This is a genomic window from Bradyrhizobium sp. UFLA03-84 (genome assembly GCF_002289535.1).
GTDB classification, from domain to species: Bacteria; Pseudomonadota; Alphaproteobacteria; order Rhizobiales; family Xanthobacteraceae; genus Bradyrhizobium; species Bradyrhizobium viridifuturi.
Map to the genome: position 1 here is coordinate 328,376 of NZ_NSJY01000017.1, position 23,079 is coordinate 351,454.

A 23,079-nucleotide genomic window follows, 5' to 3' on the forward strand; every position below is an offset into this window, starting at 1 on the left:
TCCAGCGTGTCTGTTGAACCTTCCCCAGATTGCATATGTCAGACACAAAGTAACGTCCGGATCACAGGTTTTCCCGATGAAATACCTTGCTTTTGCAACAGCCGTTATGGCGCTTGCCTGCGCAAATCCCGGTCAGGCTGCCCCTGAGACGATCAGCAGCAGCTACACCTCGACCGCGCCGAAGGCCTGCCGCATGATCGGCAAGCCCAACGAGGAGGACGGCAGCACCACGCGGGTCTGCCCGGGGAAATCCGGCCTCGTGGTGCTGATCAACGAGGGCGACCTGCGCGAAGTGGTCTCTGTGGGGCGAAATCGCGCGGCTGCGGCGAAGGAACCGGCGGCGCGGGCCTGGTTCGGCCCGTTCAGCTCGACCGGCGACACGGTCGAATGGCGCACCGCAGGCAGCAAGCCTTTTGCGATCATCCAGCGCTGGCAGATCGCCGACAACAGCGAGCAGGACAAGCGCGGCGGGCCGGTCTCGCGGGCGATGCTCGCGGTGACGCGGCTGCCGCCGGGCGATGTCTGTCACGTCGCCTATGTCGACGTCGCGGCCAATCCCGACGCCAACGTGTTGGCGCGGCAGGCCGCCGATGATTTCGCCCGCGATTTCAAATGCGGCACGGATCAGGTCAAGACGATCGGCCAGAGCGGCCGCTCCACGTCGCTGACAAAACGCTAGCGCTTCTGCTGCTTCGCACGTTTGTAGCGTTGTAGCAGGCGTTCGCCCTTGGCCGCGATGCGGCGCGCAGCGGCCACCGTTTTGGGAACTGGTTCGCCCCAGGCATGGGCCGACAGTGCATGCCGTGTCGGCCGTCCACGATCATCGACCAGCGGTGGCAGCTTTTTGCGCCCGTAGAAGCGCACCGCCCAGCTGCCCTTCCGCCGCATCTCCTGCGGCGTCATCTCGGCTTCCTTCTTCGTGACGCCGGGTTTCAGATGCGCTCCCTGCTTCACCGCGAATGCCTTGCGGCCGGCCGCGGTAAGCCCGCCACGCGGATCCTTTTCACGCGCACGACCAGCGCCTTTCCGCGCCGATGTTCTTGTCGTCGTCCGCTTCTTCGCCGCGCTGTTCTTCGCAGACGGGCGCTTATATGCCGCCCGCTTCTTTCCGGACGTCTTCGTGCTGCGCTTCGTTTTTGCTGCCATGCGCATATTGTCCACGAGGTTGGGGTAGCGCCGTCCGGCACGTCGCGCGGCCGCCCTGGCGGCAGCCTTCTTCGGCGGCGACAAATGCTTCGACGCCTTGCCCGCCCGCTTGCGCGGGTTCGGACGTTTCCAGGGAACGCGCGGTGATCGTGCCATGCGCGTCAACGCGCAGGCACGAGAAGGGTTGCTCGGTTACGGCCGCGCCGAGCGGCCCGCGGACAAACGCAGCATCGCGGTCAACAATGTCTCGACCGACGTGCCTTCGGGCGCTCGGTCCAGAATCGTCTTGAGGCGTCCGTCGAGCAGCAGCATGGTGAAACCATGCACCAGCGACCAGGCGGATGCGATCGCGGCAGCCTGATCCAACGTAAGCTGCTCCTTGGAAATCTGCTCATGCCGGCTGGCGCCGACGCCGCGGGTCAGCCCTGCGAACGATGCTTCGGACGCCTCGTGCAGCGAGGGACGCGAATGATCGAGGCGCTCGCTGCGGAACATCAGCCCATACATGCCGGGATGCGCCTGAGCATAGGCGACATAAGCCTTGGCGCTCGCCACGCCCTTTTCGGGCGGCGACGCCGCTGAAGCGTCCGCCGCCGCCATCGCCTGGCCGAATTGCCGGAATCCGATCGCCGCGAGTTCGCTGAGCAAACCGGTGAGATCGCCGAAATGATGCGTGGGAGCGGCGTGCGACACGCCGGCCTCGCGCGCCACTGCGCGCAGGGTCAGCCCCGCCAGTCCGTCGCGCTCGAGCACGCGTTCGGCAGCCTTGAGCAGCGCCTCATGCAGGTCGCCGTGGTGATACGGCGTGTCATTGGCCCGGCGCCGCGATGCCGGACGATCCGCAGCTACCCGCGCAACCCGGCGTGCCGGAGCCCGCGCCGGGCGAGCCGCTTTGTTTTCCTTGGATAATCTTCCCATGACGCCGTTATATGTCGCAATTTTTACACTGTAAAGATTTTGCTTGACGATCGAAGGCGTCATCCCTACTGATATCTTTACGATGTAAAGATCATAATGCAGGGAGCCGCGAATGCTCGATCAGGTCACATCCACCACGGCGCGGACCAATCTGGCGCCGATCCCGTTTGAAGCCGACGCGCCGTTCCTGAAGATCACCGGCGAATTGCCGCGCGAGCTGAACGGCACGCTGTACCGCAACGGCCCCAATCCACAGTTCGAGGCGCCGGGCGCGCATTGGTTCGTCGGTGACGGGATGCTGCACGCCTTTCATCTCGAGAATGGCCGCGCCAGCTACCGCAACCGCTGGGTCCGCACTCCGAAATGGCAGGCCGAGCACGACGCGGGTCGCGCGCTGTTCGGCGGCTTCGGCCGCAAGCTGCCGGACGCGCCCGCCGACATCACGACTGACGGCGGCGTCGCCAACACCAACATCATCTTCCATGGCGGCCGCCTGCTCGCGCTCGAGGAAGGCCATCTGCCGACCGAGATCGAGCCGGGCACGCTCGATCGCCTCGGCTATTGCGACTATAAGGGCGCGATCTCGGGCCCCTTCAGTGCGCATCCCAAGATCGATCCGGTCACCGGCGAGATGGTGTTCTTCGGCTACAACGCCGCAGGTCCGCTGACGCCGGCACTGTCATACGGCTCCGTGAGCTCATCCGGCGTGGTGACGCGGTTCGAACGCTTCGAAGCGCCCTATGCCAGCATGGTGCACGACTTCATCGTCACCACGAACCACGTGCTGTTTCCGATCCTGCCGATCACCGGCAGCATGCAGCGCGCGATGCGCGGACAGGCCCCCTACGCCTGGGAGCCGGAGAAAGGCGCCTATGTCGGCGTCATGAAGCGCAGCGGCTCATCCAAGGACATCGTCTGGTTCCGCGCCGAGACCTGCTACGTCTTCCACGTCATGAATGCGTGGGAAGACGGCAACCGCATCGTCGCCGACGTGATGCAGTTCGAGGAAGCGCCGCTGTTCAACCATCCCGACGGCTCGCCGACCGATCCGAAGAAGAATCGCGCGCGCTATTGCCGCTGGACCTTCGACCTTTCCGGCAACACCGACCGCTTCACGCAAACCTATCTCGACGACCTCACCGGCGAATTCCCCCGCGTCGACGATCGCCGTGCCGGACTTGCCAGCAATCACGGCTGGTACGCCTGCGCCAACCCGGATCTGCCGATGTTCGGCGCGCTGTCGGGCATCGTGCATGTCGACGGCCGAGGCAAGCGGCTCGGCCACTATCTCCTGCCTGCCGGCGACACGATCTCCGAGCCGGTGTTCGTCGAGCGCAGCGCTGATGCCGCGGAAGGCGACGGCTGGCTGCTCGCGGTGGTCTGGCGTGCCCGCGAAAACCGCAGCGACCTCGCCGTGTTCAACGCGCAGGATGTCGAGGCGGGCCCGGCGGCGCTGGTCCATCTCGGCCATCGCGTGCCGGACGGCTTCCACGGCAATTGGGTGGGGGCGGAGTAGTTCCGGACGTAACGTAACTGACGTCGCAATGTCAGAGGCGGGCCGATGCACGCCTCTGACCGGCGTTGTGAAAGGACATTGCAACGGCATCAGGGGAGGTTCGCATGCACATGCCTTCGATCACGGCTGGCTACCTTGCAATTCTCGCCCTGCTTTACGCCGCCCTCGCCTTGCAGGTGATCCGGTTGCGGCGAAACAGCCTTGCGCCGTTCAGCGACGGCGGCAACATCGCGCTGCGCAACGCGATCCGCGTCCATGCCAACTTCATGGAGTATGTCCCGATCATCACGCTGATGGTCGCCTTCCTGGAAATGGCCGGCGCACCGCCGGCGCGGGTACACATCCTGATGGGGGCGCTGCTGCTGTCGCGGCTGATCCATCCGCTCGGGATGTACGCGGCGCCGGGCTCGTTGCGATTCTCGATCGGGCGGGCCGGCGGCATCTTCATCACGATCGGCCTGCTCATCACCTGCGCGGTCACGACATTGTCGAGAACGAACTGGGACGGATAGGACGACCTCCATCGCAATGCACTGAGATACCTATGTTTTTCGAAATCACATCACGATTTTGACACTGTAAAGATTTCGCTTGACGCTCTTCCCTTGCGCCTCTAGGTTATCTTTACGTTGTAAAGATTAGCCCTTGAGGCTCGCAATGACGATCTTCCTGATCCTCGCTCCCTACGGTGCCTTCGCCACGCTGATGCTGGTGACCTCGACCACGGTGAGCCTGCTCGCTGCCGCCCTGATCTGCCTTGCGGTCATCGCCTTCGATATCGCGCGCGGCCGCAGCATCAAGATCCTCGGCGTCGGCTCGGTGATCGTCTTCACCGCGGTCGGCAGCTACCTCACCTTCATCGATGCAACGCCGAGCATGATCGCGGTGAAGATCGCGGTCGATGCCGGCATCCTCGCGGTGTCGTTCGGCTCGATCCTGATCGGCCACCCCTTCACGCGGCAATACGCGCTCGAGCAGGTCGATGCGGAGATCGCGAAGCAGCCCGGCTTCCTCTATGCCAACTACCTGATCACCGGCGCCTGGACCGCTGCGACGCTGCTGATGCTGATCAGCAACGTGGCGGTACTCTATGTGCCGGCCCTGCCGCTGTGGACGGGCCTGCTGGTCGCTTTCGCCGCACGCAACGCCGCGGTCGGCTTCACCCGCTGGTATCCGCAATATCGGATGGCCAGGGACGGCGCGCCGCCGGCCGGCGCGCTGCCGTCGCCCTAGACGCTGCTACAACGACATCACAACAATCACCTCCCGAGGAAACGGAAACCACGACGATGAAGAGCGTATTTGCCAGGCTCGCGAGCGACTTCCTCTCCACCATCGTGTTTCTGGTGATCTATCTCGCCACCGACAATGTGCTGATCGCGACCAGCGTTGCGATCGCGGGCGCGATCGCGCAAGTGGTCTATGCGCGCGTGAAGGGACAGGCGCTCGGCTACATGACATGGGCGAGCCTCGGGCTGGTGATCGTGCTCGGCGGCGCGACGCTGCTCACCCACGATCCGCGCTTCGTGCTGGCGAAGCCCGCGATTGGCCATATCGCGATCGGCGCGATCATGCTGAAGCGCGGCTGGATGCTGCGCTACCTGCCGCCGATCGTGACCGAGACGATTCCGGAATATGCCACCCTCGCCGGCTATGCCTGGGCCGGGCTGATGTTCATCCTCGCCGCCGGCACCATCGCGGTCGCAGCGACCGGCGACATCAAGCTGTGGGCGTTCTACGTGTCGGTGGTGCTGCTCGGCGCCAAGATCGCCGCCTTCGCGATCCAGTATGTCGCCTTCCGCTTCCTCACCAGTAGCCGGCTGCGCGCCGCAGCCCGCGCCTGATCGCCGCAGCCGCGAACTAGGCGCAAGCAGCAAGATGGGCTATACCCGCGACGCTCCAAATAACCGAGGGGATACATCAATGGCGGTGGACGGAAACTGGAATCTCACGATGACGACGCCGATGGGCGAGCGGAAGGCGACGCTGTCGCTGGCAAGCTCGGGCGGCACGCTCACCGGCACGCAGGGTGCCGAGGGCAACTCCACCGAAATCTTCGACGGCACCGTGAACGGCGACAGCGTCGCCTGGAAGGTTTCCATCACCAACCCGATGCCGCTGACGCTCGAATTCACCGGCAAGGTCGCCGGCGACGGCATCTCCGGCGAGATGGGCATCGGCCCGATGGGCAGCTTCCCCTTCACCGGCACCCGGGCCTAAGCGCCTTTTTCTAGAACCAGATCTGCATCGGCAGATCATGTCCATCCAGCGGCTGCGATCCCTCGGGAACGCGGCCGCTCGGTTGATGGGCCGCCAGCGCCACCGCGCAGGCATCCAGCACGTCGTCGCGCTTTGCGCCGCTGCCGATCCGCGCACGCGTCAGCCAGTGATCGATATCGTGAAACCCTGATCGCTCGAGCAGCCTGCGGCGGAGCGCATCACCCTCCTCGGACTTCTTGCGCGGCAGCGTCGCGCCGCCGTTCAGCCGCAGGAACACCAGTTCGGGATGCACCTCGCGGATGTCACGCGCGGCGTTCGCGCGTACGAACGCATCGACCTCCATGATCTTGTTGCCGAGATGCCAGAGCTGGCGCGAGACGGCGGTCTGGCCGCGGCGCCCAGCCTCCTCGTTCGCCAAATCGGGATCGCGATATTCCTGCCATAGCCAGCGCCGGGCGCCGGTGAAGACGCGCGAGGTGTGCGGGCGCAGACGCGCACGAGCGAGACGATCGCAGGCGCGCTCGCCGTCATCGGTCATGCCGATCGGGATATCGATCCCGGCACGATCGAACGGACACGACAGCGCGTCCGCGACATCGCCGTGAAAGGAAATCGTCCGCTGGTCGCCGTCGATGCTGACGGCGACCCAGCCCTTGGAAAATCCGTCGAGGCCGACCGCGATCAACCCAGGTTCAATTCCTTGAAGAAGTCGTTGCCCTTGTCATCGATGATGATGAAGGCCGGGAAGTCGACCACTTCGATGCGCCAGATCGCTTCCATGCCGAGCTCGGGATACTCGACCACCTCGACCTTCTTGATGCAGTGCTCGGCGAGGTTCGCCGCGGCGCCGCCGATCGAGCCGAGATAGAAGCCACCGTGCTTCTTGCAGGCCTCGCGCACCGCGACGGCGCGGTTGCCCTTGGCGACCATCACCATCGAGCCGCCGGCGGCCTGGAACTGGTCGACGAAGGAATCCATGCGGCCGGCCGTGGTCGGGCCGAACGCGCCGGAGGCGTAGCCATCGGGCGTCTTGGCGGGACCTGCGTAGTAGACCGGGTGGTTCTTGAAATAATCCGGCAGCGGCTCGCCCTTCTCCAACCGCTCGCGCAGCTTTGCATGCGCGGAGTCGCGCGCCACGATCATGGTGCCGGTCATCGAGACCCGGGTCTTGATCGGATATTGCGACAGCGTCGCGAGGATTTCCTTCATCGGCTTGTTGAGGTCGATCTTGACCACATCGCCGCCGAGCGATTGCTCGACCGCGGGCAGATACTGCGCCGGGTTGTGCTCGAGCTCCTCGAGATAGACGCCGTCCTTGGTGATCTTGCCGAGCACCTGGCGGTCCGCCGAGCAGGAGACGCCGAGCCCGATCGGCAGCGAGGCGCCGTGACGCGGCATGCGGATCACGCGCACGTCGTGGCAGAAATACTTGCCGCCGAACTGCGCGCCGACACCGAGCGACTGCGTCATCTTGAGGATTTCCTGCTCCATCTCGAGATCGCGGAACGCGTTGCCATCGGCCGAGCCGTGGGTCGGCAGCGCATCGAGATAGCGCGCCGAGGCAAGCTTCACGGTCTTCATGCAGAGCTCGGCCGAGGTGCCGCCGATCACGATCGCGAGGTGGTACGGCGGGCACGCCGCAGTGCCGAGCGTCAGCACCTTCTCCTTCAGGAACGCGAGCAGCCGGTCCTTGGTCAGCACCGACGGCGTCGCCTGGAACAGGAAGCTCTTGTTGGCGCTTCCGCCGCCCTTGGCCATGAACATGAACTTGTAGGCGTCGTCGCCCTCGGCATAGATCTCGCACTGCGCCGGCATGTTGTTGGCGGTGTTCTTCTCCTCATACATCGACAGCGGCGCCACCTGCGAATAGCGCAGGTTGCGTCGCAAATAGGCGTCGCGCGCGCCTTCGGACAGCGCGGCCTCGTCGTCGCCGTCGGTGATGACGTTACAGCCCTTCTTGCCCATGATGATCGCGGTGCCGGTGTCCTGGCACATCGGCAGCACGCCGCCGGCGGCGATGTTGGCGTTCTTCAGGAAGTCGAAGGCGACGAACTTGTCGTTGTCGCTGGCTTCCTTGTCCTCGAGGATCGAGCGCAGCTGCTTCAGGTGACCCGGCCGCAGATAGTGATTGATGTCACCGAAGGCGGCCTCGGAGAGCGCCCGCAGCGCCTCCCGCGACACCACCAGCATGTCCTTGCCGAGGACCTTCTCGACCCGGACGCCCTCGCTCGTCACCTTCTTGTAGGGCGTGGTGTCCGCTCCAAGCGGGAACAGCGGGGTGTGCTTGTAGGGCGGAACGGGCTTCTGCTGGTCGGGAAAGGCTGAGGGTGCGTTCATGAGCTGCTCGTCGGTTTCGAAAGGCCCGGTCCGGCCGCACGGCCGCCGGCAATGTAGAGCGGTTCTAAGCCTTTTTCGGACAAAGGAAAGGGAAGCCGGCCGCCTTCCAGCCATGCGCGGGACCGCCAAATCCACGTGCTAGGTTTCATCCCTCGGTAATCTCGGGTTGCCACAACTTGCAGCACACCACCAATCGGCCAGGGAAGCCATCAGGAGGCCTTCATGAAGACAGCGCTTTTCATCCGGTTTGCGGCGCTGGCCCTGCTGATGGCGCTCCCGAGCGGTGCCGATGCGGCACGGCTCGGCAGGGTGTGCGGCGGCCTAGCCGGGCTGCAATGCAGCCGGGTCGGCCAGTTCTGCCAGTTCAAGCAAGGGCAATGCGGCCGGGCCGACCAGACCGGCACCTGCGCGTTCCGGCCGACGATCTGCAACAAGATCTACAAGCCCGTGTGCGGCTGTGACGGCAAGACCTACGGCAATGATTGCGAGCGCCGCGCCGCCGGCGCCTCCAAGGCGCAGGACGGCAAGTGCGCGTCCTGACGGGCGGGCCATATTGACGCGCTGCGCGGGAGCCTGCATGTAGCTTTGCGTATTTTCGTACCGCGAGGGTATTTCGTGACAGCACCGTTGCGCCAACGTTTGCCTTTGGGCATCCGCTCCACCCTGCCCGCCGCGCTGATCGCGCTGGCGCCGGCCTTCACCGCGGCACCTGCGCATGCCGATCCCTGCGTGGACATCGCCAAGCAGCTCGCCGGCCAGATCGACGGGCTGAAGGTCAATTTCAGCGCCGCCAACATCACCTACCTCACACATCCGGCGGCGAAGGAATTGTCGCTCGGCTGCCGCGGCAAGGACTATGCGATCGAGCTCTATGCCAAGACCGACCGCAAGATGAGGCCCGAGTTCTTCAACCTGGTCGGCTCCGCGACCGCACTGATCTTCACCGTGCCGAAGGACGATGCCACCACCGGCACCTCACGCTGCCTGAAGCGCATGGGCATCCTGCGCGGCAACACCATCACGATGCGCTATCGCCGCCTCAACCTCGAATGCACGCGCAACAAGACCGATGCCTCGATCACCGTCCGCCGCAGCAACAACGAGTGAACCGTTAGAGCGAGTGAAGTGGGTACCGGTTCGCGTGCGCCAAACTAGGATCCAGAGCCCCGTCCCGATTCAATCGGAACGGAAAGTGCTCTAGGCCTCCGCGGTAACCCGCCCGATCGCATCGACGATCTTGCCCCAGCCCGGGCTCATCATGTCGAACGCGAAGCGGTTGCCGGGGAAGACGAAGCCGTCATGCACCATGCGGACATGGGTGCCGCCCTCGACCGGCGTCAGCGTCCAGGTGACGACCGAGTCGAGCTTGGAGCCGTAGTCCGGGTTGGTGTCGGCGCCGCCCTTCCATGAGTAGCGCAGCAGGCGCGGCGGATCGCAATCCAGCACCTCGCAATGCACGACGCCGTCCCAGTCGCCGATCGGCTTGGTGCGGAAATTGAACCGGTGCCCGACGGCAGCAACGAAATCGTTCGGCATCAGCCATTTCATCAGCAGTTCGCTCGTGGTCAGCGTCCGCCAGATCCTGTCGGCAGCGTAAGGCAGCACCTTCTCGACCGTGATCGCGTGCGTCTCACCCATCACTCACTCTCCTTCAACAATTTCTCGAGATTGGCGAAGCGCTCGGCCCAGAACGTCTCGTAGTGGCCGAGCCAGTCGATCAGCGGACCGAGCCCCTTCGGCGCGACGCGATAATGGATGTGCCGGCCTTCGCGCCGCTCGACGACCAGCCCGGCGTCGCGCAGTGCGCGCAGATGCTGCGACACCGCCGGCTGCGACACCTTTGAGCCCTGCACCAACCCGGTCGCGGCGACTTCGCCCTCCCGGATGATCCGCTCGAACACCGCTCGCCGCGTCGGGTCGGCAAGGCTCTTGAGCACATTGGTCAGCTGCGTGGCGGTGGCCATAGAAATATATAAGCAATTACTTATACGATTGTCAATGCGGAGGCAACGCAGTTGCGGCGCTGGAACAGCTCGCCCGCTCCGAAAGTTGATGGCTGCGGTCGCATGTTTGCCGGGGAAACAGTGCGATAATCGCTGCTGGGATAACGGAGTCGCCATCCATGATCGCAAAGCTCCTCCTGCAGAATACGTTCTTCGTCCTCGCCATGGCTGCGCTGCTGTTTGCCTTCGCCGGCACGCTGCACTGGCCCGGCGCGTGGGCCTATCTGATCGCCTCGGCGCTGATCGGCCCGGCCTGCGGACTGTGGCTTGCCAAGGTCGATCCCGGCCTCTTGGCCGAGCGCATGCGGCTCACCGCGCGTGAGGGCCAGCCCGCCGAGGACAAGCGCTTCATGCTGGTGTTCCTCGTCATCGCGGTGCTGTGGTTCGTCGCGATGGGGCTCGACCGCCGCTTCGGCGGCGCCAACGCGGGCGTGGCACTGATCGTGCTCGGCCTCGCGCTGTATCTGCTCTCGACCGTGCTGATCCTGTGGGTGTTCCGCACCAATTCGTTCGCAGCGCCGGTCGTCAAGGTGCAGACCGAGCGCCACCATCACGTGATTTCGACTGGTCCCTACGCACTGGTGCGGCACCCGATGTATGCGAGTGTGATCCTGTTCTTCATCGGCGTGCCGGTGACGCTCGGCTCCTGGTGGGGCCTTGCCTTCGTGCCGGTGTTCTTCGGGCTGTTCGCGTTCCGCACCGGGATCGAGGAGCGCACGCTGATTGCGGGATTGTCAGGCTATGCTGACTACGCGGCGCGGGTGCGCTATCGTCTCGTGCCCGGGCTGTGGTGAGGACCGACCGTCATGGCAGAGAGTAAGACCTACACCGGCGGCTGCCATTGCGGCCAGGTGCGCTTCGAATGCACCACCGACATGGCGATGGTGACCGCCTGCAACTGCTCGATCTGCACCAAGAAAGGCCTGCACTTCGTGTTCATGCCGCCATCGAGCTTCCAGCTCCGCGCCGGCGCCGAGAACCTGAAGGAATATCTCTTCAACCGCCATGCGATCCGCCACCAGCTCTGTGTCGATTGCGGCGTCGACGTGTTCGCGCGCGGCAAGAAACCCGATGGTTCGGACATCGTGGCGCTGAACGTCAGCTGCATCGACGGCATCGACCTGTCGAAGATCACGATGACGCCGGTGGATGGGCGAAACAGGTGACCGCGATCACAAATCCAGCGCCTTGTAGCGCCGGAAGATGCCCTCCTCGTTGAACGGAATCCGCCGCTCGCTCGCCAGATACGCCTTGATGTTCGGCCGCTCGGCGACGCGGTCGCGCAGTGCGATCAGGCGCGGGACCTTCTTCTCGAACGCGGCCATCCGCTTCGGAAACGCGTAGCGCAGGCCTTCGACGATCTGGAACAGCGACAAGTCGACATAGGTCAGCCGCCGTCCGGTGACGAAGCCGCCGCCATTCGCCGCGACCAGGTCCTCGAAATAGCCGAGATATTTCGGCACTCGCGACGCCCAGAATTCTTCCGTGCGCTTCTTCGCCGGCGCCTTCTGGTCCTCGTAATACAGCGACGGGCCGAGCGGATGATGGGTGTCGTGGATCTCGAGCACAAAGTCCGTGATCGTGAGCTGCAGCTGGTGCACCCAGAGCTTCCCCGCCTCCGCCTTCGGCGCCAGGCCGTGACGCGCTCCGAGATAGAGCAGGATGTTGGCGGTCTGGCCGATCACGAGACTGCCGGCCTTGAGGAACGGCGGCGCAAAGGGTGGCGTGCCCTTATGCGCGTCCATCATCTTCATCATGGCGCCGGTGCCGCCCTTGCCGCGGGCAACGTCGGTATAGCCGGCGCCCGCATCCTCGAGCGCGAGGCGGACATATTCGCCGCGGCCCTGGATCATCGGCCAGTAGTAAAGCTGATAGTGCATGCACTTACCTCCGAAAACTTGGCAGCGTCGTTTCTCTTCAGTCGTTTCTTCTCACCGGGATCGTAGCCGCGCCGCGGCCCAATCGTCCATCGTACACCGGCCGCCTGTCCGAACCGCGCGGAGACTGCTAAGGTTCCAGGATCGAGTCTTCGATGAAGGATCAACTTATGGCGGACGACAAGAAGAAGCGGGGCGCACAGGATCGCGCCCTGATCGCGTTGGGCGAGTCCTACGAAGTTGCGTACTGGTCCAAGAAGTTCAAGGTCACGCCGGCAAAGCTCAAGGCCGCCGTCAAGAAGGTCGGGCATTCCGCCAGGAAGGTGGAAGCCCATTTCAAGGAGCAGCGCCACATGGCCGCCGATCGCGCCCGGATCGCGATCAGCGAGCCCTACGAGGTCCGCTACTGGTCGAAGAAGTTCAAGGTGACCCCTGCGCGGCTCAAGGCGGCGGTCGCCGAGGTCGGACATTCCTCGAAGAAGGTCGGGGCCTACTTCGCGACGAAGAAGAAAACCGCGAAGAAAAAGAAGACTGCGAAGAAGACGGTGAAGAAGGCAGCCAAGAAGACCAAGCGCAAGAAGAGCTGAGCGCGGTCATACTGTCCCCGTCATTGCGAGGAGCGAAGCGACGAAGCAATCCATCGCTCCGCGCATGCGGCAGGATGGATTGCTTCGCTGCGCTCGCAATGACGGGCATTCACTTGCAGCAAAATCAGACCCGCCCCTGCCGCCTCAATTCGCCGCGAAGCAGTACAGCAGGCCGTCGCCGCCGGTGCTCTTCAGATCGGCCTGCGAGCAGCCGCCATCGGGGCCGCGCGAGGGATGCGACGTGTTCCAGGATTTTGACGGCTCGTCGTCGCGCAGCCCCTTGCGGTCGAAATGCCCGACCATCGCAGCGCCCTGCGTGCTGCTTGTCCAGTTCTTGCAGGTGCGGTCCTCACCGGCCGCAAACGCAGTACCGTCGGCCTGCGATCCCGTCAGCACGTCGTGGCGGTTCGGCGTATCGCCGGCACCGTTGATGACCTCGCCCTTCTCGGACAGCGCGGTCTGCTTGGTGAGATTGTTGCTCGCGCTGTGCAGGTCGGCGACGTCCTTGGCGACCACGACGCCCTTCACGTTCTTCCACGGTCCCTTGCCGATACGATCGCGCGCATTCACCGCCGGCTTGCCATCGGCCGCCTGGGTCGAGAGATAGGCGCGCCAGGTCTTCGGCGCGCCGAAGCCCGCGGCCTGCGCCAGGGTCTGGCAATGATTGTCGGCGCCGGCGAGGCCGCCGAGATTGCCGCCATTGCCGATGCCGTTGCTGGTCACGAAGAAGCTGGTATCGGCGGTCTGCGCGCTCGCCGGTGGTGCGGCCATGACGACGAACGCAAGACAGGCAGGAACCGCGATCTGCGCAAATTTCATTCCATCCTCCCGATGGTTGTTATGGTCCGCTGACATCAACCCGCGGCATGTCCGGATATTCCGCCGTCACGACACCGCAATAAACTCCACAAGACAAAAGCGCCGCGGACGATGCCGCGGCGCCTTCTGTTCGTCAGACCATCGATCAGTTGGTCTGCTGGATCGCCGAAAGCTCCCAGTTGCCGCCGCGCTGGCGCACGAAGGTCCAGACCTCGGTGACCTCCTCCGGCTGCCCGCCGCTGATCTGGCGGCCGGTGCCGCGCTCGAGCATGGTGTCGACCAGGGCGTAGCGCATCGCGACCGTCGCATATTCGCTGTCGCCTTCGCGCCAGGCTTCCGCCAGATCGCCCTGCAGGAGCTTCACGTTGGTCACCTTGTTGGTGACGTTGCGCGCCTTGTTCTCCTCGAGATCCTTCGAGAAGTACGACACCATTTCCGGTGTCGCGAGCGTGTGCAGCTTCGCGATGTCCTCGTTCGACCACGCGGTCTGGATGTCGCCGAGCAGCCGTTCGAACGTCTCATAGTCGCCAGGCGCGATCTCGACCGGCGCATTCGATCCGCCGCCGAGGCCAAAGCCGAAGCCCGAGCGGGCATTCGCCTGCGGACCGGGGCCGACGTCGGGTCCGCCGGCGTAAGCGGCAGCCGGCGCATTGCGGCGCTGCCACCACGACATCGCGAGCCGGACCACGAGCACGATCAGACCGATCTGCAGCAGCAGGCCGAGCATCGACGACAGGCCGCCTAGACCCGAGAACAGGCCGCCGCCGAACAGCATGCCGAACAGGCCGGCGCCGAGGAAGCCCGCGGCCAGGCCGCCGAGCAGGCCGCGCCCCATTCCGCCGCGGCCGAACAGGCCGCCGGAGTTCGCCGCCGGTGAGCTCATGCCCGGGCTGCCGGGCTGGCTGAAGGTGCGGTTCATCGGCGCAACCGAACCCGGCGCGGTGCTGGTCGAGGGCGGCGCGGAGAATGTCCGCGAGCCGCGCGAGCCGCCGCCGCCGACGCGAGCGTCGGCCGCCGAGACGGTCATCATCACAGGCAGCGCCAGCGCCATCGCGACGGCGATCGCCCGGACAATTCCACGCGTGCGTTGCGAGAAATTCATGTTGGTTTCCTCAAAGGATTCCCCGGCATGGGGAAACGCCCCTAAGATGGGCAGGGCCTGACAAAAGTGAAGCGGGAAACGGGAACCACGGCTGCGGCCCTCGGTCGCGGCGATGTGACACTATGGGCCTTGTGGCCGCGACAACGCGTCCTAGCGCGAGATGCGCCCCGGTTTCAATCGCAGTTGCATCGGAATTTCACCTCGCACTTGCGAGAAGCGGAGGCAGTTGCGGCGGCAACCGTCTAGTTCGCCGTCATGGTTTCCTTCACCGCGGCGACCAGCTGCGTCAGCGTGAACGGCTTCGGCAGGAACGCGAATTGCTGGTTCTCCGGCAGGCTCTTCTCGAACGCATCCTCGGCATAGCCGGAGACGAAGATGATCTTCAGCTCGGCATTGCGGCTACGCATTTCCTTCAGCAGCGTCGGCCCGTCCATCTCCGGCATCACGACGTCCGACACCACGAGATCGACCGCGCCGTTCTTCTCCTCGAACGCCTCCAGCGCCTCGACGCCGTTGGCCGCCTCGATCACGCTGTAGCCGCGCGAGCGGAGACCGCGCGCATTCAGCGAGCGCAGGCCGTCCTCGTCCTCGACCAGCAGGATGGTGCCCTGTCCGGTGAGGTCGGGCTTCGGCTTGGCGGTTTCCGCCGCGGCCGCGGTTTCCTTTGCCGCGCCGTTGCCGGCCTGCACTTCAGGAGCGACCTCTTGCTCCTGGCGATGCCGCGGCAGGTAGATCCGGAACGTGGTGCCGCCGCCCGGCACCGAATCGACATAGACGAAGCCGCCCGTCTGCTTGACGATGCCGTAGACCGTGGAGAGGCCGAGGCCGGTGCCCTTGCCGACTTCCTTGGTCGAGAAGAACGGCTCGAAGATCTTGTCGATGATCTCGTGCGGAATGCCGGTGCCGGTGTCCGAGATCTCGATCTTCACATAGTCTGCCGCCGGCATGCCCTTGTTGGCGAGCTGGGCGGCTTCCTCGGTCGACACGTTGGCGGTGCGGATGATCAGCTTGCCGCCGTCGGGCATCGCATCGCGCGCGTTGACCGCGAGATTGACCACCACCTGCTCGAACTGCGAGACGTCGACCTTCACCGGCCACAGATCGCGGCCATGCACGAGATCGAGCTTGACCTTCTCGCCGATCAGCCGGCGCAGCAGCATCGTGAGGTCGGACAGCGCGTCGCCGAGATCGAGCACCTGCGGCCGCAGCGTCTGGCGACGCGAGAACGCCAGCAGCTGCCGCACCAGCGTCGCAGCGCGGGTGGCGTTCTGCTTGATCTGCATGATGTCCTGGAACGACGGGTCGGTCGGCTTGTGCGCGTTCAGCAGGAAGTCGTTCGCCATCATGATGGCCGACAGCACGTTGTTGAAGTCGTGCGCGATGCCGCCGGCGAGCTGGCCGACCATCTCCATCTTCTGCGACTGGTTGATCTGGTTTTCCAGCGCACGCCGCTCCGTGGTCTCGAGCATGTAGACGATCGCGGTCTCGGCGTCGCGCTCGTCCTTCTCGACGGTCGTGACGAAGAACTGGGCGAAGCGCTCCTTGGGCCCGTCGAGCATCACCTCGACCGGCGCGATATCGCCCTGCCCTTCGGCGGCCTGGTTGATCGCCGCGATCAACAGGCCGCGGTCCCGCGGGTTGACTGCGCGGAAGATCGACTTGGCCGCGCCGCCATCGCCATTGAGCCCCTGCGCCAGCTTGGCATAGCGCGCATTGGCACCGACCACGTTGCCGCCGCGGTCGACGGTCGCGATCGCCATCGGCGTATGGTCGAAGAAGCGCATGAAGCGCACCTCGGCGGCGCGCTCCGGATCGGAATGCTCGTCGCGGGCACGGCTGATCACCAGCGTGCGCGAGGCGCCCGCTGCGCCGTCGGCGCCGAAAGCGAGCTTGTGATAGAGCCGCACTGGCACGGTCTTGCCGCCGCGCATGCGCAGGTCGATGTCGAATACCTCGGTCTTGACCTCGCCCGGCACGGCCGCGATCGAGGTCAACAATGCGGCGCCGTCGCCTGACACGATGTCGGTCAGCTTCAAGCCGCCCGAGCCGATCTCGGCCAGATCGTAATCCAGCCAGTTGGCCAGCGTCGCGTTGACATAGGCGATCTCGCCGGCCGGATTGACCGAGAAGAAGCCGCACGGCGCATGATCGAGATATTCGATCGCATGCCGCAGCTCCTGGAACACGTCCTCCTGGCGCTCGCGGTCGCGGGTGATGTCTGCGATCGACCATACCGCGTACCTGGCGTCGCGCTTGCCCTCGCCGAGCGGGCGTACCCGCAGCCGCAGCCAGCGCCCCTGTCCGGCCTCGCGCCCGGCGACACGGACCTCCTCCTGCTGCCGCTTGCCCTCGCGCGCGGCCTTCAGCAGGCGGAACACCGCTTCGGAAACGTCGGGGTTGCCGATGAAGACGCGCTCGACGGGACGGACGTCCTGCGGCCCCGCCGCGCCGGTCAGCGTCAGATAGGCGGCGTTGGAATAGACCACGTGGCCGCGGGAGTCGGTGACGACGAGCCCCTCCTGGGCCTGGTCGGCGATCCGCGCCATCACCGGATCGTCGGTGGCGCGGTCGGAGAAGCGGATGATGCCTGCGGCCAAGGCGAACAGGTTGAACAGCCCCGCGGTGGCGAGCAGCGCCAGCACGCCGAGAATATAGGGCTGCGCCTGGGTGCGGCCGATGGTCATGAGCCAGACCGCCACCGCGACGATGCCGATCGCGATCAGCACCACCAGCAGGATGCTGCCGCTCCGCCGGGCTGGCCCGTGAGCCACGAACGGCTCGGTCACGGGAGGATCGTTGCTATCGGCGGTCATCTGGAGAGACATGGCTCGTCTGCATCACGAAGGCGACCGGCCGGCCACCTTGCCCCTGAGTGCCTGAATCGGACCCGAAAACGCAAGTCCATCAGGCGGCAATTTCGCAAGTTACGCGCATTTCAAGCGGTTTTCCGCCCCTTACTGACGCAGGCCGGACAGGCCGCGCCTCAGCCGCATCACGTAACCGATGATTTCGGCAACCGCATGATAGTGTTCGACCGGGATTTCCTTGTCGATGTCGACGGTGGCATAGAGCGCCCGGGCCAGCGGCACGTTCTCCACGATCGGAATATCGTGCTCCTTGGCGATCTCCCTGATCCTGAACGCGAGGACGTCGACGCCCTTGGCGACGCAGACCGGCGCCGACATGCTGCGGTCGTAGGCCAGCGCGACCGAATAGTGGGTCGGGTTGGTGATGATCACCGAAGCCTTCGGAACCTGCGCCATCATGCGCTTCTTGGCGCGCTGGACCCGCAATTGCTTGATCCTGCCCTTGACGTGCGGGTCGCCTTCCGACTGCTTGAACTCCTCCTTCATCTCCTGCAGCGACATCTTGTGACGCTCGTACCAGGTCCGGTACTGGAAGAAGTAGTCGGCGATCGCAACCGCAGCGAGGATGGCGACCACCGCCGCCATCAGGTGCACCGTCATGCTGGTGATGGCGGGCAGCAGCTCGGCCGGATCGACCCGCAGGAACGATTCCATCCGCATCCGGTCGGGCCACAGCACCATGACCATCACGACGCCGAGCGCGATCAGCTTGAACAGGCCCTTCAGGAAGTTCGCCACCGCCTGCTTGCCGAACAGCCGCTTGAAGCCGGCGGCCGGCGAGATCTTGGAGAATTTCGGCTTGAGCTGCTCGCCCGACCACACCAGCTGGTGCTGGATCATGTTGCCGGCGACCGCCGCCAGCGCCAGCATCAGGAACGGCACGCCGATCGCGGCGACCACGGCGTAGCCGAGCGTCTGGGTCAGCTGGAGCAGGCCGGCACCGTCGGTGCGGATCATCCATGAGTTGGCGATCAGATTGCGCAGCGGCATCAAGATGCCGCCGCCGATCGAGCCCGAGAAGGTCGACAGCACCAGCGTGGCGCCGGCGATGATGAACCAGGTGTTGACCTCCTGGCTCTTGACGACGTCGCCTTTCTCAAGGGCTTCGTCGAGACGTTTTTGCGTAGGGTCTTCTGTTTTGTCTTCGGTATCGTCGGCCATCGCTCTTCCCTAGTTCATCGGAGCGAGCTGGCGCATGACGCCGTTGAAGTAGTCGAAATAGGTGTTCATCATCGCCGCGAGCACGACGGCGAAGATCAGGAAGCCGACCATGATCGAGAGCGGCACGCCGACGAAATAGACCTGCATCTGCGGCATCAGCCGCGCCAGCACGCCGAGCCCGATGTTGAAGACGAGCCCGAACACCAGGAACGGCGCCGACAATTGCAGGCCGATCTTGAAGGCGGCCGAGAAGGCGTTGGTCGCAAGGGCCGCGACGTCGCCGGTCGGCATGATCTCGCCCGGCGAGAAGATGCGGTAGCTCTCGCTCAGCGCCGCGATGACGAGATAGTGGCTGTCGGTGGCGAACAGCAGCGTCAGGCCGAGGATGGTGAGGAAGTTGCCGATGATCTGGCCCTGCTGGCCCTGGGTCGGGTCGACCGCGGTGACGAAGCCGAGCCCGAGCTGCTGGGCGATCACCGAGCCCGCGACGTTGAGCGCAGACAGCGTCACCCGCGCGGTCGCGCCGAGCACGATGCCGATGATAAGCTCATGCACCATCAGGACGCCGAGCGCGGAGATCGACGTCAGGTCAACATGATAGGCGTTGCGGTGCAGGGGCAGGATGATCAGCGTCAAGAGCAGCGCGATCGACAGCTTGACCCGTGCCGGGATGTTGCTCTCGCCGAAACCGGGCAGCAGCATCACCATGGCGCCCACGCGCGCGAAGACCAGCACGAAGATTGCGGCCAGCGCCGGCAGCAGGGAGACATCGATGCGCATGACCGCGGCATTAGTGCATCAACCGCCGATGATTCGCGATGAAATCCGCATCATGTGGCTACTGAGCGAGTCCGCCATGAACGGCAGCGCCAGCAGCAATGTGACGAAGATCGCGAGGATCTTCGGCACGAATACCAGGGTCTGCTCCTGGATCTGGGTCAGCGCCTGGAACAGCGACACCACGACGCCGACCACAAGGCCAACCACCATCAGGGGCGACGACACGATCACGATGGTCCAGATCGCATCGCGCGCCACGTCGAGAGTTTCAGGGCCGGTCATTTGAGTTCTCGCTGCTGATTGTTTTTGCACCGTCGTTCCGGGGCGATGCAAAGCATCGAACCCGGAACCTCGAGATCCCGGGCTCGATGCTGCGCATCGCTCCGGGATGACGTCCTGACGGATGTCAGATCGGCATCTTCATGATGTCTTCATAGGCCTGGATCACACGATCCCGGACCGACACCAGGGTCGATACCGCGACGTCGGTGTCGGCAACCGCCGTCACCACGTCCATCACGTTCGCCTTGCCCGAGGCCATCGCCATGGTCTGCGCATCGGACTTCTTGCCCGCTTCCAGCACGCTGCCGACGGAGTCCTTCAGCAGCGCGCTGAACGACGGTCCGGCGACGGCCTGTCCGCCCAGCCCGGCCTTCTCGGCGCCGCCGCGCTCCATCATCCTCGCGAGGCTGGCATAGGCGTTGGCGGCGACTGTCGGTGTAGCCATGAGTTACGTTCCCTGTTCTTGCTGGGTCAGGACTTGAGGATGTCGAGCGTGCGCTGGATCATCCGCCGCGTCGCGCTGATGATGTTGAGGTTCGCCTCGTAGGAGCGCTGGGCGTCGCGCATGTCGGTCATTTCAACCATCGAATTGACGTTCGGATATTTGACGTTGCCGGAGGCGTCCGCCGCTGGATTGCCCGGCTCGTGCTTGATGCGGAATGACGACTGGTCGGGCCTGATCCGTCCGAGCGTCACGACCTGGGCATCGAGCGAGCGATCGAGCGCGGAGGAGAACGTCGGCACCTTGCGGCGATAGGGATCGCCGCCTGCGGTCTGCGCCGTCGAATCGGCGTTGGCGATATTTTCCGAGATCACCCGCATCCGCCCCGCCTGCGCGCGCAGGCCGGAGGTTGCGATGCTCATCGAGCGGGCGAAATCGCTTGTTCCATCTGCCATGGGATCCTCCTGCCGCCGTTAGGTGGCCTAACCCTTGCCGATCGCGGTTTTCAGCAGATGCAGGCTCTTGCTGTAGAGCGACGTGGCGGCAGCGAAGTCCATCTGGTTGGCCGACACTTTCAGCATCTGCTCCTCGAGATTGACCGCATTGCCGGCCGGGCGGGTCTGGAAACCGCTCTTGCCGCGATCATTGTCGAACGTGTCGGGCGCGCCCGAGGCCGCCATGTGGGTGGCGCTGGTCTGCATCATCGGCAGCGTCCCCATGCCGCCGCCGACGGTCGCGCCGCCCTTGTCGAATTTCGGCTCGACCAGATCGCGCGGCCGGAAGTTCGGCGTGTCTGAATTGGAGATGTTCTCGGCGAGCACCCGCTGACGCTCCTGGTGCCACTGCATCTTGGTGCGCAACGCCGACAGGATCGGCAGATCGTTCATGGCCATCGCCGCGGCTCCGTTAACCTCTGGGACCTCCCGAGGTAGGCAGAATTTGCCCGGTGTATGGTTAACGGGTGGTTAAAATATCGGACGGATCCGTGGAGAACGCCGCAACGACCGCCTGCGAGCGCATTTTCGCCACGAATGCTGCGTTAACCAGCACAAACCGAGACAGCGTGGGGCGCTGAGAAGTCGTTTTGGGACAAGCGATTCTTGGTTTATTAATAGAACAGTCGGCTGCAAGCCGCTGGGAATTAAGAAATAAGGCGAATCTCGGGCGCGATTCGCTGCGTAAAACCGCACCTATCAATCTGTGCCCGTTGATGGCGGAAGCTGAGGAAGGCCAAGATGGCCGGGGACTCCAATATGCAGGTCATTACTTTCGTCTTGGCATTCGTTGTCGTGCTGGCGCTTATCGGCGTCACCGCATGGCTCGTCCGCCGCTTCGCTGGAAACCGCCTCGGCGCCAACGCCAACCGCGGCCGCATGCCGCGCCTGGCGGTGATCGACGCCGCAGCCGTCGACGGCCGCCGCCGCCTGGTTCTGGTTCGCCGCGACAACATCGAGCATCTCCTGATGATCGGCGGCCCGACCGACATCGTCGTCGAGCCGAATATCGTCCGCGCTATGCCGGGGCGCGACCAGATGTCGAGCCGCCCCGCGGTCGCAGCCGACGCCGCGCCGCCGCGCGTGGCGCCGCTGCCGGATGCCGCCTGGAACGAGAGCGAAGCCGCCCGCTCCGACAATTTCGACCTGCCCGAGCCCGAGCTGCCGCCACGTCCGGCGCGCCCCTCCTTCGCCGACGAACTGCGCCGGCCCCCGCCGCCGATCGCCGAACGCCGCAGTGATCCGCTCACGGGCTTCACGCCCGAGCGTTCTGAACCGCGGCCCGATCCGATGCCGCCGCGGCTGCCGCCCCGCTCCGAGCCTGCCATCCCGCGTCCGCCGCGCGCCGCCGAGCCGCCGAAGGCACCGCCGCCGCTGCGCGCGCCCGAGCGTGCCGTGACGCCGCCGCCACCGCCTCCCCCGGCTCCGCCGCCGATCGCAACCCAGGCGCCGCCGGCCGCACCCGCGGCATCGAACGCCGATGCCAATCTCGCCGAGATGGCGCAGCGGCTCGAGGCGGCCCTGCGCCGCCCGACCGGTGCCGGCGAGACCGTCGCGCCGCCGGTTGCGCCCGAGGCGCCGCCGGTCCGCGCGCCGCGCAGCGAACCGTCAGCCCCGCCCGCCGGCGGACAGAAGAGCGGGTTCGAGAACCTCGAGGACGAGATGGCATCGCTGCTCGGCCGACCGAAGAATCCTTCGTGAGGTTCGGGGCCGTCCCGCGTAGAGTTTTTTTCATCGCTGTCCTGATCGCCGCCGGATCCTTCGCCGATCCGGCGATGGCGCAGGACATCTCAATCAATCTCGGCGGCGGCAATGGCGGCGTGACCGAGCGCGCGATCCAGCTGATCGCGCTGCTCACGGTGCTGTCGATCGCGCCGTCGATCCTGGTCATGATGACGTCGTTCACGCGCATCGTGGTCGTGCTCTCGCTGCTGCGCACCGCGCTCGGCACCGCAACGGCGCCGCCGAACTCGGTGATGATCGCGCTCGCGATGTTCCTCACCGCCTTCGTGATGGGACCGGTGCTGCAGAAATCCTATGACGACGGCATCAAGCCGCTGGTCGCCAACCAGATCGGCGTCGAGGAGGCGTTGCAGCGCGCCTCGGTGCCGTTGCGCGGTTTCATGCAGAAGAACGTCCGCGAGAAGGATTTGAAGCTGTTCATGGACCTCTCCGGCGAGCCGCCGCCGGCGACGCCCGAGGAGATGTCGCTGCGCATCCTGGTGCCGGCCTTCATGATCTCCGAGCTGAAGCGCGCCTTCGAGATAGGCTTCCTGCTGTTTCTGCCATTCCTGATCATCGACCTCGTGGTCGCTTCCGTCCTGATGTCGATGGGCATGATGATGCTGCCGCCGGTCGTGGTGTCGCTGCCGTTCAAGCTGATCTTCTTCGTCCTGGTCGACGGCTGGGCGCTTGTCGCCGGCAGCCTGGTGCAGAGTTACGGGGGGTAGCCCCGCGTAACATTCATGGCCTGTCGGCTGGATCGGCGGTGCCGTTGCACTATCATGCGCGGCACCGCATCCAGGGAG

At 65.0% G+C, this 23,079-nt stretch carries 29 protein-coding genes; 13 read left to right on the forward strand and 16 right to left on the reverse strand.

The features are described from left to right. Positions 1-76 precede the first annotated feature (76 nt). Positions 77-679, forward strand: coding sequence for a hypothetical protein (locus CK489_RS34240; protein WP_502694156.1), 603 nt, complete (start codon positions 77-79; stop codon positions 677-679). Here the strand turns inward: CK489_RS34240 and CK489_RS34245 are convergent. Further along, positions 676-1,302: a DUF6321 domain-containing protein gene (locus CK489_RS34245; RefSeq protein WP_095735389.1), complete on the reverse strand. Its 627-nt coding sequence runs from the start codon at positions 1,300-1,302 to the stop codon at positions 676-678. The genes CK489_RS34240 and CK489_RS34245 overlap by 4 nt on opposite strands. Before the next feature lie 36 nt (positions 1,303-1,338). Then, positions 1,339-2,064: a TetR/AcrR family transcriptional regulator gene (locus CK489_RS34250; RefSeq protein ID WP_095735390.1), complete on the reverse strand. Its 726-nt coding sequence runs from the start codon at positions 2,062-2,064 to the stop codon at positions 1,339-1,341. Between the two features lie 112 nt (positions 2,065-2,176). On the opposite strand from CK489_RS34250, the gene CK489_RS34255 reads away from it, so the two are divergent. From CK489_RS34255 to CK489_RS34275, 5 genes are all read left to right on the forward strand, one after another. Next, on the forward strand, positions 2,177-3,580 hold the full coding sequence (locus CK489_RS34255) for a carotenoid oxygenase family protein (protein ID WP_095735391.1): 1,404 nt from the start codon (positions 2,177-2,179) through the stop codon (positions 3,578-3,580). 104 nt (positions 3,581-3,684) lie between these two features. Next, on the forward strand, positions 3,685-4,092 hold the full coding sequence (locus CK489_RS34260) for an MAPEG family protein (protein ID WP_095735392.1): 408 nt from the start codon (positions 3,685-3,687) through the stop codon (positions 4,090-4,092). 145 nt (positions 4,093-4,237) lie between these two features. After that, a complete protein-coding gene (locus CK489_RS34265; protein ID WP_050631852.1) occupies positions 4,238-4,813 on the forward strand; it encodes a hypothetical protein in 576 nt (191 codons plus the stop codon). Positions 4,814-4,869: 56 nt separating this feature from the next. Further along, a complete protein-coding gene (locus CK489_RS34270) occupies positions 4,870-5,424 on the forward strand; it encodes an inner membrane-spanning protein YciB (protein ID WP_095735393.1) in 555 nt (184 codons plus the stop codon). A gap of 79 nt (positions 5,425-5,503) precedes the next feature. Beyond that, positions 5,504-5,800 (forward strand): hypothetical protein, encoded by a 297-nt coding sequence (locus tag CK489_RS34275; RefSeq protein ID WP_050631850.1) that lies wholly within the window; start codon positions 5,504-5,506, stop codon positions 5,798-5,800. 10 nt (positions 5,801-5,810) lie between these two features. Here CK489_RS34275 and CK489_RS34280 read toward each other — a convergent pair whose 3' ends face one another. Together CK489_RS34280 and CK489_RS34285 are read right to left on the reverse strand one after the other, a co-directional pair. Continuing rightward, a complete protein-coding gene (locus CK489_RS34280) occupies positions 5,811-6,485 on the reverse strand; it encodes a DUF429 domain-containing protein (protein ID WP_095735394.1) in 675 nt (224 codons plus the stop codon). Then, positions 6,482-8,137 carry a fumarate hydratase gene (locus CK489_RS34285; protein ID WP_095735395.1) on the reverse strand — a complete coding sequence of 552 codons (1,656 nt, stop codon included), beginning with the start codon at positions 8,135-8,137 and terminating at the stop codon, positions 6,482-6,484. Before CK489_RS34285 ends, CK489_RS34280 begins: the two co-directional genes overlap by 4 nt. Before the next feature lie 222 nt (positions 8,138-8,359). Here CK489_RS34285 and CK489_RS34290 point away from each other — a divergent pair, with 222 nt between their 5' ends. Beyond that, complete coding sequence (locus CK489_RS34290) at positions 8,360-8,677, forward strand: Kazal-type serine protease inhibitor family protein (protein ID WP_050631848.1); 318 nt, start codon at positions 8,360-8,362, stop codon at positions 8,675-8,677. 105 nt (positions 8,678-8,782) lie between these two features. Further along, positions 8,783-9,244 carry a hypothetical protein gene (locus CK489_RS34295; RefSeq protein ID WP_095735396.1) on the forward strand — a complete coding sequence of 154 codons (462 nt, stop codon included), beginning with the start codon at positions 8,783-8,785 and terminating at the stop codon, positions 9,242-9,244. Positions 9,245-9,334: 90 nt separating this feature from the next. Here the strand turns inward: CK489_RS34295 and CK489_RS34300 are convergent, their stop codons facing one another. Continuing rightward, a complete protein-coding gene (locus tag CK489_RS34300) occupies positions 9,335-9,775 on the reverse strand; it encodes an SRPBCC family protein (RefSeq protein ID WP_095735397.1) in 441 nt (146 codons plus the stop codon). Then, entirely contained in the window at positions 9,775-10,101 is a 327-nt protein-coding gene (locus tag CK489_RS34305; protein ID WP_095735398.1) for an ArsR/SmtB family transcription factor, read from the reverse strand. Before CK489_RS34305 ends, CK489_RS34300 begins: the two co-directional genes overlap by 1 nt. 158 nt (positions 10,102-10,259) lie before the next feature. Here CK489_RS34305 and CK489_RS34310 point away from each other — a divergent pair, with 158 nt between their 5' ends. Both CK489_RS34310 and CK489_RS34315 read left to right on the forward strand, forming a co-directional pair. Continuing rightward, positions 10,260-10,934 carry a methyltransferase family protein gene (locus tag CK489_RS34310; protein WP_050631844.1) on the forward strand — a complete coding sequence of 225 codons (675 nt, stop codon included), beginning with the start codon at positions 10,260-10,262 and terminating at the stop codon, positions 10,932-10,934. Positions 10,935-10,946: 12 nt separating this feature from the next. After that, entirely contained in the window at positions 10,947-11,306 is a 360-nt protein-coding gene (locus CK489_RS34315; protein WP_050631843.1) for a GFA family protein, read from the forward strand. Between the two features lie 6 nt (positions 11,307-11,312). Here CK489_RS34315 and CK489_RS34320 read toward each other — a convergent pair whose 3' ends face one another. Next, on the reverse strand, positions 11,313-12,020 hold the full coding sequence (locus tag CK489_RS34320) for a glutathione S-transferase (protein ID WP_095735399.1): 708 nt from the start codon (positions 12,018-12,020) through the stop codon (positions 11,313-11,315). 167 nt (positions 12,021-12,187) lie between these two features. Here CK489_RS34320 and CK489_RS34325 point away from each other — a divergent pair, with 167 nt between their 5' ends. Beyond that, the gene (locus CK489_RS34325; protein ID WP_095735400.1) at positions 12,188-12,604 is read left to right on the forward strand and encodes a DUF3606 domain-containing protein; all 417 of its coding nucleotides are present in this window, start codon (positions 12,188-12,190) and stop codon (positions 12,602-12,604) included. Between the two features lie 144 nt (positions 12,605-12,748). Here CK489_RS34325 and CK489_RS34330 read toward each other — a convergent pair whose 3' ends face one another. The 9 genes from CK489_RS34330 to flgB all read right to left on the reverse strand — a co-directional run bounded on the left by CK489_RS34330 (position 12,749) and on the right by flgB (position 20,950). Next, positions 12,749-13,375 carry a lectin gene (locus CK489_RS34330; RefSeq protein WP_244486457.1) on the reverse strand — a complete coding sequence of 209 codons (627 nt, stop codon included), beginning with the start codon at positions 13,373-13,375 and terminating at the stop codon, positions 12,749-12,751. A gap of 193 nt (positions 13,376-13,568) precedes the next feature. Further along, positions 13,569-14,525 (reverse strand): Tim44 domain-containing protein, encoded by a 957-nt coding sequence (locus tag CK489_RS34335; protein ID WP_050631840.1) that lies wholly within the window; start codon positions 14,523-14,525, stop codon positions 13,569-13,571. Positions 14,526-14,767: 242 nt separating this feature from the next. Further along, the gene (cckA, locus tag CK489_RS34340) at positions 14,768-17,338 is read right to left on the reverse strand and encodes a cell cycle histidine kinase CckA (RefSeq protein ID WP_095735401.1); all 2,571 of its coding nucleotides are present in this window, start codon (positions 17,336-17,338) and stop codon (positions 14,768-14,770) included. 141 nt (positions 17,339-17,479) lie between these two features. After that, complete coding sequence (gene flhB / locus CK489_RS34345) at positions 17,480-18,553, reverse strand: flagellar biosynthesis protein FlhB (protein ID WP_050631839.1); 1,074 nt, start codon at positions 18,551-18,553, stop codon at positions 17,480-17,482. 9 nt (positions 18,554-18,562) lie between these two features. Continuing rightward, the gene (gene fliR, locus CK489_RS34350) at positions 18,563-19,333 is read right to left on the reverse strand and encodes a flagellar biosynthetic protein FliR (RefSeq protein WP_050631838.1); all 771 of its coding nucleotides are present in this window, start codon (positions 19,331-19,333) and stop codon (positions 18,563-18,565) included. A gap of 18 nt (positions 19,334-19,351) precedes the next feature. Next, positions 19,352-19,615 (reverse strand): flagellar biosynthesis protein FliQ, encoded by a 264-nt coding sequence (fliQ, locus tag CK489_RS34355; protein WP_021077937.1) that lies wholly within the window; start codon positions 19,613-19,615, stop codon positions 19,352-19,354. A gap of 124 nt (positions 19,616-19,739) precedes the next feature. Then, positions 19,740-20,060, reverse strand: coding sequence for a flagellar hook-basal body complex protein FliE (fliE, locus tag CK489_RS34360; RefSeq protein ID WP_050631837.1), 321 nt, complete (start codon positions 20,058-20,060; stop codon positions 19,740-19,742). Positions 20,061-20,086: 26 nt separating this feature from the next. Next, positions 20,087-20,512, reverse strand: a complete 426-nt coding sequence (flgC, locus tag CK489_RS34365; protein ID WP_021077939.1) for a flagellar basal body rod protein FlgC — start codon at positions 20,510-20,512, stop codon at positions 20,087-20,089. A gap of 27 nt (positions 20,513-20,539) precedes the next feature. Next, positions 20,540-20,950, reverse strand: a complete 411-nt coding sequence (gene flgB, locus CK489_RS34370; protein WP_074130920.1) for a flagellar basal body rod protein FlgB — start codon at positions 20,948-20,950, stop codon at positions 20,540-20,542. A 360-nt stretch (positions 20,951-21,310) separates the two neighbouring features. On the opposite strand from flgB, the gene CK489_RS34375 reads away from it, so the two are divergent. Together CK489_RS34375 and fliP are read left to right on the forward strand one after the other, a co-directional pair. Next, positions 21,311-22,252, forward strand: a complete 942-nt coding sequence (locus CK489_RS34375) for a flagellar biosynthetic protein FliO (protein WP_095735731.1) — start codon at positions 21,311-21,313, stop codon at positions 22,250-22,252. Continuing rightward, complete coding sequence (fliP, locus tag CK489_RS34380) at positions 22,249-23,001, forward strand: flagellar type III secretion system pore protein FliP (RefSeq protein WP_050631029.1); 753 nt, start codon at positions 22,249-22,251, stop codon at positions 22,999-23,001. The genes CK489_RS34375 and fliP overlap by 4 nt, the downstream gene beginning before the upstream one ends. The last annotated feature ends 78 nt before the right edge of the window (positions 23,002-23,079 follow it).